Here is a 14,193-nt window from a genome sequence, read left to right as displayed (position 1 = left end):
TCCGCCGCTACATCATCTGGCGAAACAAGCACGCCCAGGACGAACGCCTACGCGAGGTCGTGAACAGGGCGAACGTTGCCTGATGCGGCACTAGACCACCTCGCGAGTGGCTGCCAGGCACCGGCCGGTCTCGGCCCGGTGGCCCGGCCACCCTGACCCATATGCGGTCGACCGACGGTCAGGACCGGGGTTCGGACAGCGGAACCCGGATCAGGTCCTCACTGCCCGAGGGCCGCCATGGCGGCGTTGTGGCCCGGGATGCCGCTGACACCACCGCCCCGGATGGCGCCGGCGCCGCAGAGCAGGATGTTGGCGTGTTCGGTGGCCACGCCCCATCGGTTCCCGGCCGGATCGCCGTACGGGAAGGCGAGGTCCCGGTGGAAGATGTTGCCGCCGGGCAGGCCGAGATCGCGTTCCAGGTCGGCGGGGGTCTTCACCTCCAGGCAGGGTCGGCCGTGTTCGTCCACGGCCAGGCAGTCCGCGAGCGGCTCGGCCAGGCAGGCGTCCAGCGGTTCGAGGACGGCCTTGAGTGCGGCCTCGCGTGCTGCTCCGCCGTGCTGGGTGAAGAGGCGGGCGGGGAGTTGGAGGCCGAACAGGGTCAGGGTCTGGTACCCCTGGGCCGCGAGTTCGGGGCTCAGGATCGACGGGTCGGTCAGCGAGTGGCAGTAGATCTCGGAGGGGGCGGCGGAGGGAACACGGCCCGCCTCGGCCAGCCGGTAGGCCGCCTCCAACTCGGTGTACGACTCGGCGATGTGGAAGGTCCCGGCGAAGGCATCCCGAGGGTCGACGGCGGTGTCGCGCAGCCGGGGAAGCCGGCGCAGCAGCATGTTCACCTTCAGCTGCGCGCCCTCCGGCCCGGGCTGTTCGGCGGGCCGGCCGAGCAGCCGGTCCAGTGTGGCGGGTGCCGCGCCGCACAGCACCTGGCGGGCGCCGACCCGGCGCTCGGTGTCACCGGCGCGGTAGATCACTTCGGCGGTCGTACCGTCGGTGGCCAGAGCGGTGACCTCGCAGCCGGTCCGCAGCTCCGCGCCAGCGGCTGCGGCCGCATCGACCAGCGCGTCGGTGAACGCGCCCATGCCGCCGACCGGGACGTGCCACTCGCCGGTACCGCCACCGATCACGTGGTAGAGGAAGCAGCGGTTCTGACGGAGCGACGGATCACGGGCGTTGGTGAAGGTGCCGATGAGCGCGTCAGTCAGGACCACGCCGCGGACCAGGTCGTCAGCGAAGGCCTGCTCCAGGGTCTCGCCGAGGGGCTGCTCGAACAGGGCGGCCCAGGCCGCCGGGTCGTCCACCCGGAGGCGTAGTTCCTCGCGGGTGGGCAGCGGCTCGGTGAGAGAAGGGAAGACCCGCTCGGCCACCCGGGAGGTCATCGCGTAGAACTCCTGCCAGGCGGTGAACTCCCGCTCCGATCCGGTGAGTTCACGGAACCGTGCGGCGGTGCGGGCCGGATCGGCGACGTCCACCAGCAGCCCGGTCGGCCGCCCACCGCGCACGGTGGGGGTGTACGAGGAGATTCGCCGACGGCGGACCGTGAAGCGCAGGCCCAGATCGTCGACGATCTTCTGCGGTAGCAGGCTCACCAGGTAGGAGTACCGCGACAGCCGGGCCGGCACGCCCGGGAACGGCGGGGCGGAGACGGCGGCGCCGCCGGTGTGGTCCAGTCGTTCCAGTACCAGGACGCTGCGTCCGGCCCGCGCCAGGTAGGCCGCGGCGACCAGTCCGTTGTGTCCGCCGCCGACGATCACGGCATCGTAGGAGGAGCGGGCGGGAATCTCCGGCGCGGGCTGCATGAGGCTGTCCTACCAACAGCGGGCGTCCATGGCCAGTGGTCGCGCGGGACGGATCGTCATCGGAGGCCCACCGGTGCGGCCGTTCCGTGGAAGGCCGGGGCACGCGCCGGGGTGAGTGGACCGAGAGCGGCGGCCGCCGTGAGGAAGTCGGGCTCGGCGGCGTCCTCGCCGGCCCGCGCTTGCTGTCGGAGGAGCCGGCATGCCGACGCCGGGCGCGATCGTCTTCGCCGGAGCCGAAGGCGAGACCGACGGGGTCAGGTGGCAGGCCAGGCGACGCTGGTGCTGACGTCTGTGCTGCTGTAGTAGCCGCTTTCGCTGGTACCGCTTCGGACGGTCTCGCTGCTGCTGCCCGGCGTGTGGCTTCCGCCGGAGCTGATGCTCCGGCTGACGCTGCTGCTGTCGCCGCGTCGGATGCTGGTGCTGGTAGCGCCCGTGACGTGGGTGGTCGTGGTGGCTTCGATGGCGTTGGTGGTGGCGCCCGAGTCGATGAGGAGGAGGGCGGCGGTGGCGAGGAGGAAAGTGCGGCGGGCGGGTTGAATCATGAGGTTTCCCCGGAGCGGGCGAGGGCGAGGGCCACGCGGAGATGGCTGGTGAAGTCGCCGGTGGTCGGGTGGCGCTGTTCCGAGTCGGGGTGGAGGGCTTGGTGGAGGACGGCTGCCAGATCGGGCCAAGTGGTGGCGGGCCAGCCGGTGAGGAGCCGGGGCGGGCGGGTGAGCTGGAACTCGCGGACGGTGGCCCGTCTCGTGGCGTGGGGGAGGTGGTGACGCTGCTGAAGGACGCGGTACAGGATCGCGGCGGTGCTGTACTGGTCGGAGGTCGGGCCGGGGACGGGGCGGGGCCGGGGGGCGAGGCACTCGGGTGCGGCGTACATGATGGTGGCGCCGCGCAGCAGGGCGGGTTGGGGATCGCCGGTGCGGGCGCAGCTGTCGAGGTCGATCAGGGCGATCGTGGTGCCGTGGCCGGCGAGGATGTTGCGGGGGCTGAGGTCGCCGTGGACGACGCCGTGGTGGTGGAGGCCGTCGAGGGCGTGGCACAGGGCCAGGGCGAGGCGGGTGAAGACCTCGGCGCCGGTGGGTGACCAGGCGGTCATGGAGCGGTCGAGGTGTTCGAGGAGTTGGTGGAGGCTGACACCGCGCTGCCAGGCGGTGGCGAGGTAGTGCAGGCCGTCGTGGGTGCCGTGGCCGACGAGATCGGCGACCAGGGGGTGGGTGGCGGTCTGCCTCAGGCCGAGGACTTCGTTGCGAGCCCTGGCGAGGGCGTTCGGATCGGCGTCGAGGCAGGTCGTCTTCAGCGCCGCGTGTCCACCGCCGGGGGTTCCGGCCCGGTAGACGTTCTGGCAGCCCCGGCGGCGTAGCACTTCGAGGGGGGTGTAGCCGGCAACGGGGACACCGAGGAGGTCGTCGGCGGTTCGGCCGTGCGGGCAGCCGCGGCGCCGTCGGGTCGCGGGGCCCGCGGGTGAGGTGGCGCGGGAGGCGGTGGGGTCGTGCTGGGCGGGTGCGGTCGGCTGGTGCCGGATGCCGGGCCGGTTCTGGAGGGGCAGCGCCGTGGCGGCGGCGGGCGGTGCGGCTGTCGGGAGGTGCGGTGGCATGGTGCCTCAAGAAGGAGGAGGTGGGACCGACGGCGGCCTGCCGTCGGTGATGGAGGAGGCGCCACGGGTGGGGCCTGCACCCGGCACGCAGCCGTGCGGGATGAAGGGACGTGGCAGCGCCGTCGTGATGCCGGGGTTGACAGGGACTCCGCCCGGTGGGGCGCGGAGAGACCTCGGCAGCCTGAGTCAGGTGCGGCTGATGGTGAAGGGAATGCGCTTGGCGATGTCCTGGACACGGACTCCACCGGCGATCGTGGTGGCGCGGACGATGTCCTCGCTGACGGCATGTCCGGCGTAGGGCGTAGGAGGGGAAGGTGTCATCGGGAATTGCTGAAATAAGTATGCATATGTGCTTATTGTTCGGTATGTGTGACACGCGCTCTCGGCCGAGGCATCTCCAAGCGGCCGATCGACGGAGCGGACCATGGAGCTGCCGACAGGACTGACCCTGCCGCGACGTTGCGAGAAGGCGCGGAGCGGTTGCCACTGGACGGTGACGCACCGGCACACACCTGCGACGGCGCGATGAGCGCCGGGCCGATGCCAACCGAGAACAGCGGCCCGAGCGGCACAACAGTCGCCCAGGCCGCATGTGTCACCTGGACCCCGGGGGATTCGCTATCGGCTACCTGCCGAACGCGTTCTCGCCTCGCCTGCCGGCCTGCCTACCGCGCCTGACCGTCGTGGAGTTCCATCCGCTGCGCCTCGAGTGCTCTGGCGAGCATCTCCGCCCGGAACGGATTGGTGGTGTCGAGGGATGTCGTCACCTCCACCGCCTCCTCGAGCAACTCCAGCCTCCTCTCGGGCAGTTCCCGCACCAGATGCGAGCGGCTGGCCTCCACCAGTACACAGGCGAGCTTCGACCCGTATGCCTCCCGGTTCACCTCTGTCAGCACCCGGTACACCCCTATTGCGTCCGGCCCGCGAAGCACCCGCCGATCGGTGCTAGTAGCCGTTGTCCAGGTCCGGGAACTCTGCGTTGTCCGCGCAGAGGTCGAACTGCCCGAGGATCGACGAGACTGTCATCACGGGATCAAGGTTACGGATTCCACAGCTCCACTTGCTGGGCGGCGGATGCGTCGGGTCCGGCGGGGGCGAAGGGGCCGCCGTCGCCGAATGCCAGACGGGCGAAGTTCTCGGCGATGCGGCGGTGTCCTGCGGGGTCGGGGTGGATCTCGTCGGGCAGTGGGTGCTCGTCGTAGTCGGGTTCGCCGTAGAGGGAACGGCCGTCCAGGTAGTGCAGGTTGGGGTCGTCGGCGGCGCGTTGTGCGACGATCCCGGCGAGCTGGTCGCGGATGACGGTGAGCGTCAGGCGTCCGGCGGCGCGTTCGGCCGGGTCGCCGGTGGCCTTGAAGCGCAGCGTCCCGCCGGTGAAGTCGGGCGCGAGCGGGCCGGGAGTGTCCTCCTGGACCGGGCAGAGAACGGGGGAGACGACCAGCAGCGGCGCGGTCGGGTGGCCCTCGCGGATGGTGTCCAGGAAGCCGTGGACGGCTGGGACGAAGGCGCGCAGGCGCATCGCGTCGGTGTTGACGATATTGATGCCGATCTTGAGGCTGATCAGCTCGGCGGGGGTGTCGCGCATCGCGCGGGCGGTGAACGGGTCGAGCAGGGCGCTGCCGCCGAACCCCAGGTTGACCAGCTCGACTTGGCCGCTGGCGGCAGCCAGCGCCGGCCAGATCGCGGTCGGGTGGGCGGCGTTGGAACCGTGGCTGATGGAACTGCCGTGGTGCAACCACCGCCTGCGCCCGCGGTCGGGTGCGGGTGTGACGGGGGCGTTCGTGCGCAGGGCGATCAGCTCGGTGATCTCCGTGTGCGGAAGCCAGATTTCGACGTCCTTGTCGTGCGGGGGCAGGTCGGTGAAACGGGCGGTGCCGGCCGGGCCTTGGTGCAGTTCGACGGACTGGGTGGCCATGTCGATCGTGCGGAGGTTGCCGCCGGTCACCGTGGCCTGGGCCGTGAGACGGCCGTCGACGAGCAGGTCGTACACCCCGTCCGCCGGAGCCGGGAGGCCGCGGTAGGCCCGCTTGGTGGGCAGGGCGTGCAGTTCGATGGCGGTGGCCCGGGTGCGGAACGCAAGACGCACGCCGGAGGGCTGGGCCTCGGCCGTGGCGAGCTGTTCGTCGGGGATCTGACGGCGGGCCCGGGCGGGCAGTCGGTGCGGCTGCAGGCCGTGCGCCGTGCGTTCCGTGTCGAGGTGGCCGCGCAGCACGGCCGCGGTGACGGGTGTGGTGATCCAGGGATGTTCGGCGTTCATGGGGCCAGCCTTTCGGTCGGGATTCTCGGGCGGTCCGGAGGTGCCGGGCCGGCGGGCGATGCGGGCCGCGAGGTCACGATGCGGACCGGTTCCGCAGCAGGGTGTCGAGGGAGTCGACGATCCAGGCCCAGGAGTCCTGCGGATCGACCGCGGTGTGGCTGAAGCCTCCGCTCGCCTCCAGGCTGACATAGCCGTGGAAGACGCTGCCCAGCATCCGCACCGCGTGCGTCTGGTCCGGCTCACCCGGGTCGTAGCCGCGCAGGATCGCCCGCGTCAACGCCCGCCGGCGGTGGCGCCGGGCTCCGCTGTGGCGAGGACCAGGGTCGCCAGGACCCTCGCGCAGCCACCCGTCGTCCTGCCACCCTGTTTCGGTGTCATGCCAACCCCCCAGTGATCATCATGGCCATCGACGTATTCGGCCGGCTTCCGGTTCCCAGGAGCATCGGTGTTCTCTGGCGACGGCGTGCAGACGGATGGCCCGGTAGTCCTCAGGACTCCGACCGAGTTGCTCTCCGGTGTCAGGCTGAACCCGGCGACCACCTGCGGGGGAGCGGGTCACGGAGCAGCGAGCACCTCGTGACATCATCCCGTCCATGGCCACCCCCACACGGCGTGTTCCGACCGCCCGCGTGCTGTTCGGAGCGTACGTTGCCCTGCTCATCACTCTCGCCGTCTGGGCCACCGTCTGTCCCTGGAACGACCCGCTCGACGAGTCCCAGGCCGTACCCACGATCGCCCTCGACGTCGCAGCCCCAGCCGCTGTGGTACCCCTCGTCGCCAGTGGAATCGGCGCAGTTGTGAACGAGCCGGTGTGGAATGCGCTGGTGGTCGTCGTCGCCCTCGCCGAGGTGGCCCTGGTCCACCGTGTCGTCCGCGCTCGCCGGTCACGGACCGATCGTCGCCACCAGGGGAGTGAACGGGCGGCGCTGTCCGACCGGCAGGCGGCCGCAACTTCACCGGCCGCCATGGGTCTTCCGGTAGGAGGCACCGACGCGGGTCATCACCCAGCCGCAGGGGCGCAGCCCCCGGCTTGATCAACATTTCCGAACTGTCATGACACCCCGTCAACCATCCCTCCGACGTCGTCGCGGTCGGTCGGCGGATCACCGCCGAGGCCCTTGATGTCGACATGGTGCGAGAACGGGTACTACTGTCCCTCAAAGCGCTGCCCGCAGGGTGGGCGTGGGGGAGAACCGCCCCTCGGGATCCGGTGAAACGCACGCCGCGGAGCGGTGAAGAGCGGCCACCGCCCGCCGTCGGGGTCGGCCCCGTCAGCCCCTTGAGGGGTGCGATTGCCGTGTTCTCGGTTCTGGTGAGCCGGGAGAGCCTGTGCGTCGGCCGTCCTGATCTGACTGGGTGGATGATCCGTCGGCGGAGAGTGTCGTCGTCCGGACAACCAGGCACTTGGGTCAGTCTCGTCCAGAAAGAGAGGCGGGAACATGGCCGTGCACCGTTTCGGATCGTCCGCTTGCAGCGCACCACGGGGTAACCGGAACATGAGCAGCGTCACGACATGCCGGCGTTACCGGGCCCAGGGCCCGACACTCGGCAAGACGATGCTCCTGGCGGTCGCGGCGCTGACCGCTGCCACATCGTGCTCCAGCAGTCCGACCCCGGCTCCAACCGGAAGTGCGGCTGCGAGCGCGGGTGCGGCTGCGAGCGGGCAGGCACCCGCGACGATCACCGTCACGGAGAAGGAGTTCTCAGTGAGCCCTTCGCAGACCGCGGTGGCCCCGGGTACGTACACGCTCGTCGTGGAGAACGCCGGGGCCGTGGCACACTCGCTGGCCGTCTCCGGGCCAGGGGTCTCCAACGTGAAGACCCCGGCCATCTCGCCCGGCGGCCGGGAGCAGCTCACCGTCACGCTGCAGACGGGGTCCTACGATCTGTGGTGTCCCATCGCCAACCACCGGGCGCTGGGTATGGAGACCCACCTCCAGGTCGGCGGGAGCGGCCCGGCATCCACGGCCCCCGGGAGCGTCACGGCAAGCCCGACCGGGTGAAAGCGATGGCTCCCCCTCCCACCGACCGCCGGCACCGCACCGCCTCCGGCCTGCGGACCTTCACGCTGCGGATCCTCCAGGTGGTGACCGCCGCCGCGCTGGCCGTGGACGCCTACATCCACGCCGACCTCGCCCCCGCCTACGACCCGGTCGGGCAGCACATCAGCCAGGGCACGCTGTTCCGCGTCGAAGCGGCCGCGGCGTCGCTGGCGGCGCTCCTCGTGCTGCTCCTCGGCCGGCGGCGGCCGGTGTGGGCGTTCGCCTTCCTGGTGTCCCTCACCGCCCTGGTCTGCGTGGTGCTCTACCGGTACGTCGACGTGGGAGCGATCGGTCCGCTGCCGAACATGTATGAGGCCACCTGGTTCCCGGAGAAGATCGCCTCCGCGGTCGCCGTAGCCGTCGGCACCGTGATCTCGTTCGCCGGGTTCCGGATCACCGGCCGACCGCGCTGAGCGCGGTGCCGCCGCCGTGCTGGGTGACGGCGTCGCAGCCGTCGAGGAGTGCGGCCGGATCTGCGCCGGCGAACAGGCTCCGCGTTTGGTCCGGCGAGGGTCTGGTCGCGCTGGTGACTGTGGATCCACGTGCCCGAGCAGTTCGGTGAGGGGAGCCCCGGTTCGGGACGCTGCGATGCGGTGCGCTCGAAGCTGAGCACGAGTTCGAGGACGGAACCTCGCCTGACCAGGTCAGCCGGGCCTGGGCAGAGCTTCTGAGGGCCGCGGGAGTGGTTCGGAGCCGGCTCGGCGGTAGTCATGGCGCCATCCGAGCCGGATGGCGGAAATCTGCACCGCTGCGCCGCATGGCCCGCCCTTCGGTGTGGAGAGATGAGATGCCCCACACGAAAGGAAGTGCAACTTTCAACATGCTTCGAGGTAGCGTCGTTCGTGTCGCGTCGGTTCGGAGCGCCGCTCGGGGCCTGACCGAGAGAGGCGACGGATCGAGCTGGAAGGAGAGCTCATGAATCAGCTGCTCGAACGACCAGTCGTGCCGCACTCGCCGCGCCGGCCTCGGTGACGAGCCCGTTTCCGGTGGTGAGCGGCGCGGCGGCGGTGCCTAGCCCGGCCGTCCACCGGACTGCGGCCGTCTCCCCGGCACGGCGATGACCGAGGCGGCCGCCGTCGCGACGGGCGCGCAATCCGGCCGGGACGGCCACCTCTCCCAGAACGCATCGACTGTCGGGTCATCGACGCCGCTGACCTGCACGAGTTCGATCCCATGTCTTCCGCTGCCCCTCCGAAGGCGGGGCTTCGGCGGCGCGTGCGGCTTGCACTGCCGCACCGAACGGAGCAGAACATGACACTCGCCGCTTTCCCGGGGCACCCGGTCGGCGTCGCACGGTGGTGGGAATCGGCACGCCGGGCCCTGCAGCTGACGAGCGGCGCCTGGGCAGCGCGCCCTGGGCGGGCGGCCACAGCGCTGACGCGGAGCGCCAAGGCACTGGTCGCAACCCTTCTGGCCTGGGAGATTGCCTCATGGTGGCTCCCCGAACCACAGCAGTACCTCGCCGTGGCCACCGCGCTGGCCATGGTCAACGCCTCGACCGTCTACCACTCGGTGACGCAGGCCGTCCGCAGCGTGGCCGCCCGGGTAACGGGACTGTCGCTGGCCGTGGCGGTCGTGTGGTTGCTTGGCTCGGCCGCAGGAAGCGCCGCCTCGATCCTGGCCATCGCGCTGGTGACCGGCGGCCGCCGGGGCTCCGACAACCGGCTGCAGATCGCCTCGACGGCGATGCTCGCCCTGACGGCGGCGACGGCCGCTCCGATGGGACACGTGGTCACGCTGACCCTGGCGACCCTGATGGGGGCGGCGATCGGAATCGCGGTGAATGCCCTCATCCTGCCGCCGCTCCACCTGGCCGCCTCCGACGCCTCGGTGCGCGAGCTCGCCGCAGCCATGGGGACGCTGCTCGAAGACATGGGCCGTGGGCTGCGGGAACGGCGGCATGCCGACCGCGCACACGCATGGCTCGAGCGGGGCAGGCACCTGGAGGACCTGGTGGTGCAGGCGCAGGAAGACGTCCGCCAGGGCCAGGAGAGCCTGCGCTGGAACACGCGGTGCGCGGTGCGCGGCAGACGGGAGCCGCTGACCCACGGCGATGCGCTGCGCGCCCTGCACCGGGTCTCCTTCCAGGTTCGCGGCATCGCCAGGACACTGGCCGACAACGTGGACGACCGGCACGCCGACCACCACCTGGGCCAGCTCTTCCTCGACCGGTACGCCGCCACCTTGGAGGAGGCGGGGCAGGCGGTGGGATCGTTCGCCGGCTCCGGGCAGGTCACCGGCTCTGGCGGGAGCGATGCCCGTGACGGGCTGCGCCGGGCTATCGACGAAGCCACGGACTGGCACGGGATGATGACCGAACTGATCGAACGGGGCGCGCTGGTCAAGCCTGGTGCCTGGCACGTGTACGGATCGCTGATGACCGATGTCGAGCGTCTGCTCGCCGACCTGGACCATGCGGACCGGCTCGCCGAAGCCATTCCGGTGTCCCGGTAGGCCTGATTCCGCAGTGAGTCGTCGTTTTCCCAGGCCGGGGGCGCGTGTGGCGAGTGCAATGCCTGATCGGCGTCCAGAACGGACACACGATGTCGCCCATCGGCCCACCAGTTCGGCATCGAGGTGAGGCACCTGGCCCAGTGGTGGGGACACGAGGTTGACGTGGACTTCCGCTTCTTCGAGACCGAGACGGTCATCGGCTGGTTGAAGGTCGTCGGTCTGACGGTGGAGGCGAGCCTCGTTCCGGCCCGTCAGGGCCTCGGATGCCTCCTGCCAGCGGGCAGAGTCTGCGCTGTGACCTGCGGTCACAGCGTGATCGTTGGTCTTCATTCAAGGTCGGAGGAGTTCGCAGAAGCGGTCCAGGGCACGGTCGGTGCGGCGGTGGTCCCCGGTGGTCGTGAGATCGAACAGGAGGCCCCGGATAACGGCCATGACCAGCGTGGGAGTAACAGCGTCGTCAGGGCCGGTGGTGATGTCGCGGAACGTGGCGCCGAGGGTGTGGAACCAGTCCGTGATCGCCTCGCCGCGGTCCGGGTAGTTCTCGGGGTGAGCCAGGCCGTCGGCGTGCACCTCGAAGAACAGCCGGACGAACGGGGCGCGCTCCGGTGCGCTGATCCAGGCCCAGATACCGCGCAGGTGTTCCTCCGGAGAGGCTGCCTCGGCCGGGAGGTCCTCAGTCAACCGTGCCGCACCGCGGCGGCGGGCCTCGGCGAGGACGGCGGATACCAACTCCTGCTTGCTGCCGAAGTCGTAGAGCAGCATCCGCGGGCTGGTATCGAGAGCTGCGGCCAGCGGCCGCAGACTCAACCCGGCCAGGCCGTGCGCCAGTACGTAATCGGTCGCCCGCGCCAGCGTGGCCACCCGTCGGGCGGGATCTGGGGGTCGCCCCACGGTGGATCATCCTCTCGGTACTGCGGATCTGAGACCGCGTCAGTATATGCTACGACTGTTTCAATAACGGGAGGAGACAGTCATGTACACACTCGACCGGGCACTCGCACTGGGCGCCGGAGGTCCCGTTGGTGCGGCCTGGATGGCCGGACTGGCCTGCGGACTGCGCCGCGGCGGAGTGGATCTCGGTGAGGCCGATCTGATCGTCGGCACGTCGACTGGCGCGATCATCGGAGCGCTGCTGGCCACCGGTCAGGACCCCGAGCGGCTCGCCACCCCAGTGCGCCCCGCCGACTCCGGCAGCACTCCTCCCCAGGTAGACGGGCGGCGGCTGGGTGAGGCGTTCGCCGTGCTCGGTAATGCCGCCTCGGACCCGGCCGAGGCGCGGCGCCGAGTGGGCCAGATCGCGCTCGCGGCTGAGACCGGCCCCGAGCAGGCACATGTCGCCCGAATGCGCGCCATGGTCGGCGCAGACCAATGGCCGGACCGGCAGCTGTTCATCCCCGTGATGGACGCCGAAACCGGCGAGCAGGAGATCTTCGACCGCGCGAGTGGCGCACCGCTGCCCTCCGCCGTGGCGGCAAGCACGGCCTTCCCGGGCATCTACCCGCCGATCACCATCAACGGCCGCCGATACACGGACGGCTCCCTGCGGTCGGCGACCAACGCCGCACTCGCGGCCGGAGCCCGCACGCTCGTCGTGATCGACCCGCAGGCGCACCTCTTCCCCCGCGAGTTGCTCCACCTGGAGCTGGCGGTCGCCGCGGCGCACACAGTGGTGACCATCGAGCCCGATTCGGCATCAATACGCGCATTCGGCTCAGACCTGAATGACCGGACGGCATGGGAACCGGCCTACCAGGCGGGTCTTCGCCAAGCCGCCGATGCCGCAGAGCAGCTCCGCCTCGCGTGGAAGACCGGATCAGACACGGACTGAGCGCCGCCCCATCTCCGGAGTGGTGCTGCGTCTTGCCGCTCCCGCCCTCGGCCCCGTGAATCTCCTCGCCCCTTCCTCGGCCGCCAACCGTCAGCAGGTCGTCCGGTCGTCAAGATCACGATCTACCGCTGGAGCACTAGCCATCTGACCTGATGCCCTGGCGGATATCTCGTTCCATACGCCGAGCCGCGCGACCTCGCTCCTCACCTCGACGCCGCGTCGCCGCCCCAGGCGACCGGCTGGCTGGAGCGCACAGCAGGCGGACCGGTGTGCGGGGTGGGGACACGGCCTGTGGGTCGCGGGCATCAGCGAGAGGGGCGCTGTTCTTGGGGTGCCTGTTCCCCTGACGGCGGCTTATCCCATCGTGTCGGCGGTTCCAGGCGCTCCACCCCCCGATGGTGTGAGCGGGTGTCAGGTTCAATCCGAAGGGCTAAGCCATATCAATTCTCCTATTTTCCAAATGATTTGACGCTTCATGGGTTGCTCGACGCCCTGTTCTGGTACCTCGTTCGGCTCCCTGGTGGTGGCCTTCGAGATGCCCGATGTGAGTGCCGTCGTTACGTTCAGATCACGGGTCGGCGGCCTAGCCGACCGCTCAGAAATGGGAGAAGTTCCATGCAGATCACCCGCGCCACCGCTATTACCGCGGCCGTCGGCGCCGCCGCGGCCCTGGCCGCGACCGGCCTCTCCTACACTTCGGCCGCCTCGCAGCCGGCGAGTCAGGCAGCCGCCCCGGCCGTCCAGCAGGTCGCCGTTCCCGCGCAGGCACCCGCCGGTAACGACGGGAAGGAGAACCACAACAACGGAAGCAAGGGCAACGAGGGTCACGAGCACCGCGAGCACCGTGAGCACCGTGAGCACCGGCACCACCACCGCCACCACGAGGGCCGGATCCACATCAACGAGCGGACGTACTCCGCCCACTCGGACGGCTGCATCACCGTGGTCAGCGGCCTGGGCGCGAGGACCCTGAACATTCGAAACGACAGCCACAAGACTGTCGAGGTCTTCCGCGGGGCAGTGTGCGACAACGGCGCCCCGATCGCCACCGTCGGGCCTCGTAGCCAGGCCGATGGCGTGAACCCGCACTGCGTCAGGAGCGTCTTCGTCAAGGACGGTGTGCTGGCCAGCTTCCGGGTGGTCCACCGCTACGAGGGCGGCTACGGTGACGAGGGCGGCCACGGTGACGAGGGCGGCCACGGTGGCGAGGGTGGCGAAGGCGGGGGCGACCGGGACTGATCAGGCCTTCCCTGTAAGGTCTGAGCGATGATGGTCTTGACGATCACGAAAAGGGCGGTCGAGGGGCCGTGGACGCCTCGACGGATCGGGAACATGCTCGGTCAAGACCTTCTCCGTGACCGGCGATAGCGTGGTCCGGGATCGCGATACGGTGGCCTGACCGTCACCGGGACATCGCCGAGAACCGGACCACGCCGCGGTTGGCGCTTTCTGCCTCACGGACGCCCCCGCCTGGCTCTTGCCGGGCGGGGCGTCCGTGGCTGCGTTCTCCGGGGCCGACTCCGGCTCCTTGACATCGGATACTACCGGCTCCCGGGGCTCCGGGGTCTACGCCACACCCGACTCCGCCTCTCCGAGGTACTCGTGGCCGACAAGCGGAGGCCCCCGGCGAAGCCGAACCGGCCCGGGATGCCGACCTCGACCTGCGTCCGACGCGGGTTTCGGAGCGTCCACCCCGCTCGGCCAGCCCAGCCGGGGTACCCGATTCTGCTCCTCGGTATCGACGGCCTCATGCGGCGGCCCCGCACAGTCACCGGGTTCACCGAGGCCGGCCAGCTACTTCCGGACAAGGTGGAGATCCTGGGGGAGGACGACGTGGTGGTGACCTGGCAGCGGCAGGCTGGGGTCGGCGCACTCACTGGCCTCGGCCCGGTGTCCCTGGTTGCGACCGTACGGCTCGCCCTTCGGCGATCGCGCTGTCTGCGGCCGCAGGGTGAGGACTGCGAGATCCGACCGGCCGTCGGGGCCGCTGGGCTGCGACCGGCGTTCCTCGCCCGGCGCCCCGCTCCACCCCGTTCTGCTCGCGGCCTGCGACGGGCAGGTATTCGCGGTCCTTGGCGTACTTCGGCCTGTGGTCTGGGCCGCATTGCTTTCGGTGATCCGGGGGCGTTCCGTGGCCCGGGTCGCTCCTTTTCCTGTGGTCCGGGCCACATTCCGGCGGAGGCTTCCGAGGCCTTAAAGCCACCCAAAAAGGGGGAAATCGGGCAAATAGGTTT

The 14,193-nt window shown here is 70.4% G+C and carries 13 protein-coding genes and 3 pseudogenes; 8 read left to right on the top strand and 8 right to left on the bottom strand.

Annotated features, from left to right (window positions below; all coding sequences use genetic code 11):
• Positions 1–83, top strand: a pseudogene (locus ACZ5ON_RS34855) (transposase); the annotation flags it as partial.
• A 135-nt stretch (positions 84–218) separates the two neighbouring features.
• Here the strand turns inward: ACZ5ON_RS34855 and ACZ5ON_RS34850 are convergent.
• From ACZ5ON_RS34850 to ACZ5ON_RS34820, 7 genes and pseudogenes are all read right to left on the bottom strand, one after another.
• Positions 219–1,793, bottom strand: coding sequence for a phytoene desaturase family protein (locus tag ACZ5ON_RS34850; RefSeq protein WP_465601315.1), 1,575 nt, complete (start codon positions 1,791–1,793; stop codon positions 219–221).
• Between the two features lie 254 nt (positions 1,794–2,047).
• Positions 2,048–2,335: a hypothetical protein gene (locus ACZ5ON_RS34845; RefSeq protein ID WP_465601312.1), complete on the bottom strand. Its 288-nt coding sequence runs from the start codon at positions 2,333–2,335 to the stop codon at positions 2,048–2,050.
• Entirely contained in the window at positions 2,332–3,381 is a 1,050-nt protein-coding gene (locus ACZ5ON_RS34840; protein ID WP_465601309.1) for a protein kinase domain-containing protein, read from the bottom strand. Before ACZ5ON_RS34840 ends, ACZ5ON_RS34845 begins: the two co-directional genes overlap by 4 nt.
• Positions 3,382–3,567: 186 nt before the next feature.
• Positions 3,568–3,702 (bottom strand): hypothetical protein, encoded by a 135-nt coding sequence (locus ACZ5ON_RS34835; RefSeq protein ID WP_465601306.1) that lies wholly within the window; start codon positions 3,700–3,702, stop codon positions 3,568–3,570.
• Positions 3,703–4,046: 344 nt separating this feature from the next.
• Positions 4,047–4,277, bottom strand: coding sequence for a hypothetical protein (locus tag ACZ5ON_RS34830; RefSeq protein ID WP_465601303.1), 231 nt, complete (start codon positions 4,275–4,277; stop codon positions 4,047–4,049).
• A 143-nt stretch (positions 4,278–4,420) separates the two neighbouring features.
• Positions 4,421–5,635 carry a GDSL-type esterase/lipase family protein gene (locus ACZ5ON_RS34825; protein WP_465601300.1) on the bottom strand — a complete coding sequence of 405 codons (1,215 nt, stop codon included), beginning with the start codon at positions 5,633–5,635 and terminating at the stop codon, positions 4,421–4,423.
• 73 nt (positions 5,636–5,708) lie between these two features.
• Positions 5,709–5,942: pseudogene (locus tag ACZ5ON_RS34820) on the bottom strand (TetR-like C-terminal domain-containing protein); the annotation flags it as partial.
• 286 nt (positions 5,943–6,228) lie between these two features.
• Here ACZ5ON_RS34820 and ACZ5ON_RS34815 point away from each other — a divergent pair.
• The 5 genes and pseudogenes from ACZ5ON_RS34815 to ACZ5ON_RS34795 all read left to right on the top strand — a co-directional run bounded on the left by ACZ5ON_RS34815 (position 6,229) and on the right by ACZ5ON_RS34795 (position 10,131).
• Positions 6,229–6,669 (top strand): hypothetical protein, encoded by a 441-nt coding sequence (locus ACZ5ON_RS34815; protein WP_465601297.1) that lies wholly within the window; start codon positions 6,229–6,231, stop codon positions 6,667–6,669.
• Positions 6,651–6,800 (top strand): annotated as a pseudogene (locus tag ACZ5ON_RS34810) (S1 RNA-binding domain-containing protein); the annotation flags it as partial. The gene ACZ5ON_RS34815 and the pseudogene ACZ5ON_RS34810, both read left to right, overlap by 19 nt.
• 541 nt (positions 6,801–7,341) lie before the next feature.
• On the top strand, positions 7,342–7,638 hold the full coding sequence (locus tag ACZ5ON_RS34805; protein WP_465601294.1) for a cupredoxin domain-containing protein: 297 nt from the start codon (positions 7,342–7,344) through the stop codon (positions 7,636–7,638).
• Between the two features lie 5 nt (positions 7,639–7,643).
• Positions 7,644–8,090, top strand: coding sequence for a hypothetical protein (locus ACZ5ON_RS34800; RefSeq protein ID WP_465601290.1), 447 nt, complete (start codon positions 7,644–7,646; stop codon positions 8,088–8,090).
• Between the two features lie 838 nt (positions 8,091–8,928).
• A complete protein-coding gene (locus tag ACZ5ON_RS34795) occupies positions 8,929–10,131 on the top strand; it encodes an FUSC family protein (RefSeq protein ID WP_465601287.1) in 1,203 nt (400 codons plus the stop codon).
• 330 nt (positions 10,132–10,461) lie between these two features.
• Here the strand turns inward: ACZ5ON_RS34795 and ACZ5ON_RS34790 are convergent, their stop codons facing one another.
• Positions 10,462–11,022 carry a TetR/AcrR family transcriptional regulator gene (locus ACZ5ON_RS34790; RefSeq protein WP_465601284.1) on the bottom strand — a complete coding sequence of 187 codons (561 nt, stop codon included), beginning with the start codon at positions 11,020–11,022 and terminating at the stop codon, positions 10,462–10,464.
• Between the two features lie 82 nt (positions 11,023–11,104).
• Here ACZ5ON_RS34790 and ACZ5ON_RS34785 point away from each other — a divergent pair, with 82 nt between their 5' ends.
• Complete coding sequence (locus tag ACZ5ON_RS34785; protein WP_465601281.1) at positions 11,105–11,959, top strand: patatin-like phospholipase family protein; 855 nt, start codon at positions 11,105–11,107, stop codon at positions 11,957–11,959.
• Positions 11,960–12,574: 615 nt separating this feature from the next.
• Entirely contained in the window at positions 12,575–13,198 is a 624-nt protein-coding gene (locus ACZ5ON_RS34780) for a hypothetical protein (RefSeq protein ID WP_465601278.1), read from the top strand.
• The last annotated feature ends 995 nt before the right edge of the window (positions 13,199–14,193 follow it).

Source organism: Kitasatospora sp. NPDC032150, assembly GCF_055579945.1.
Note: the sequence above shows the minus strand (reverse complement) of the source record. Positions and strands in the feature narration are given on the sequence as shown.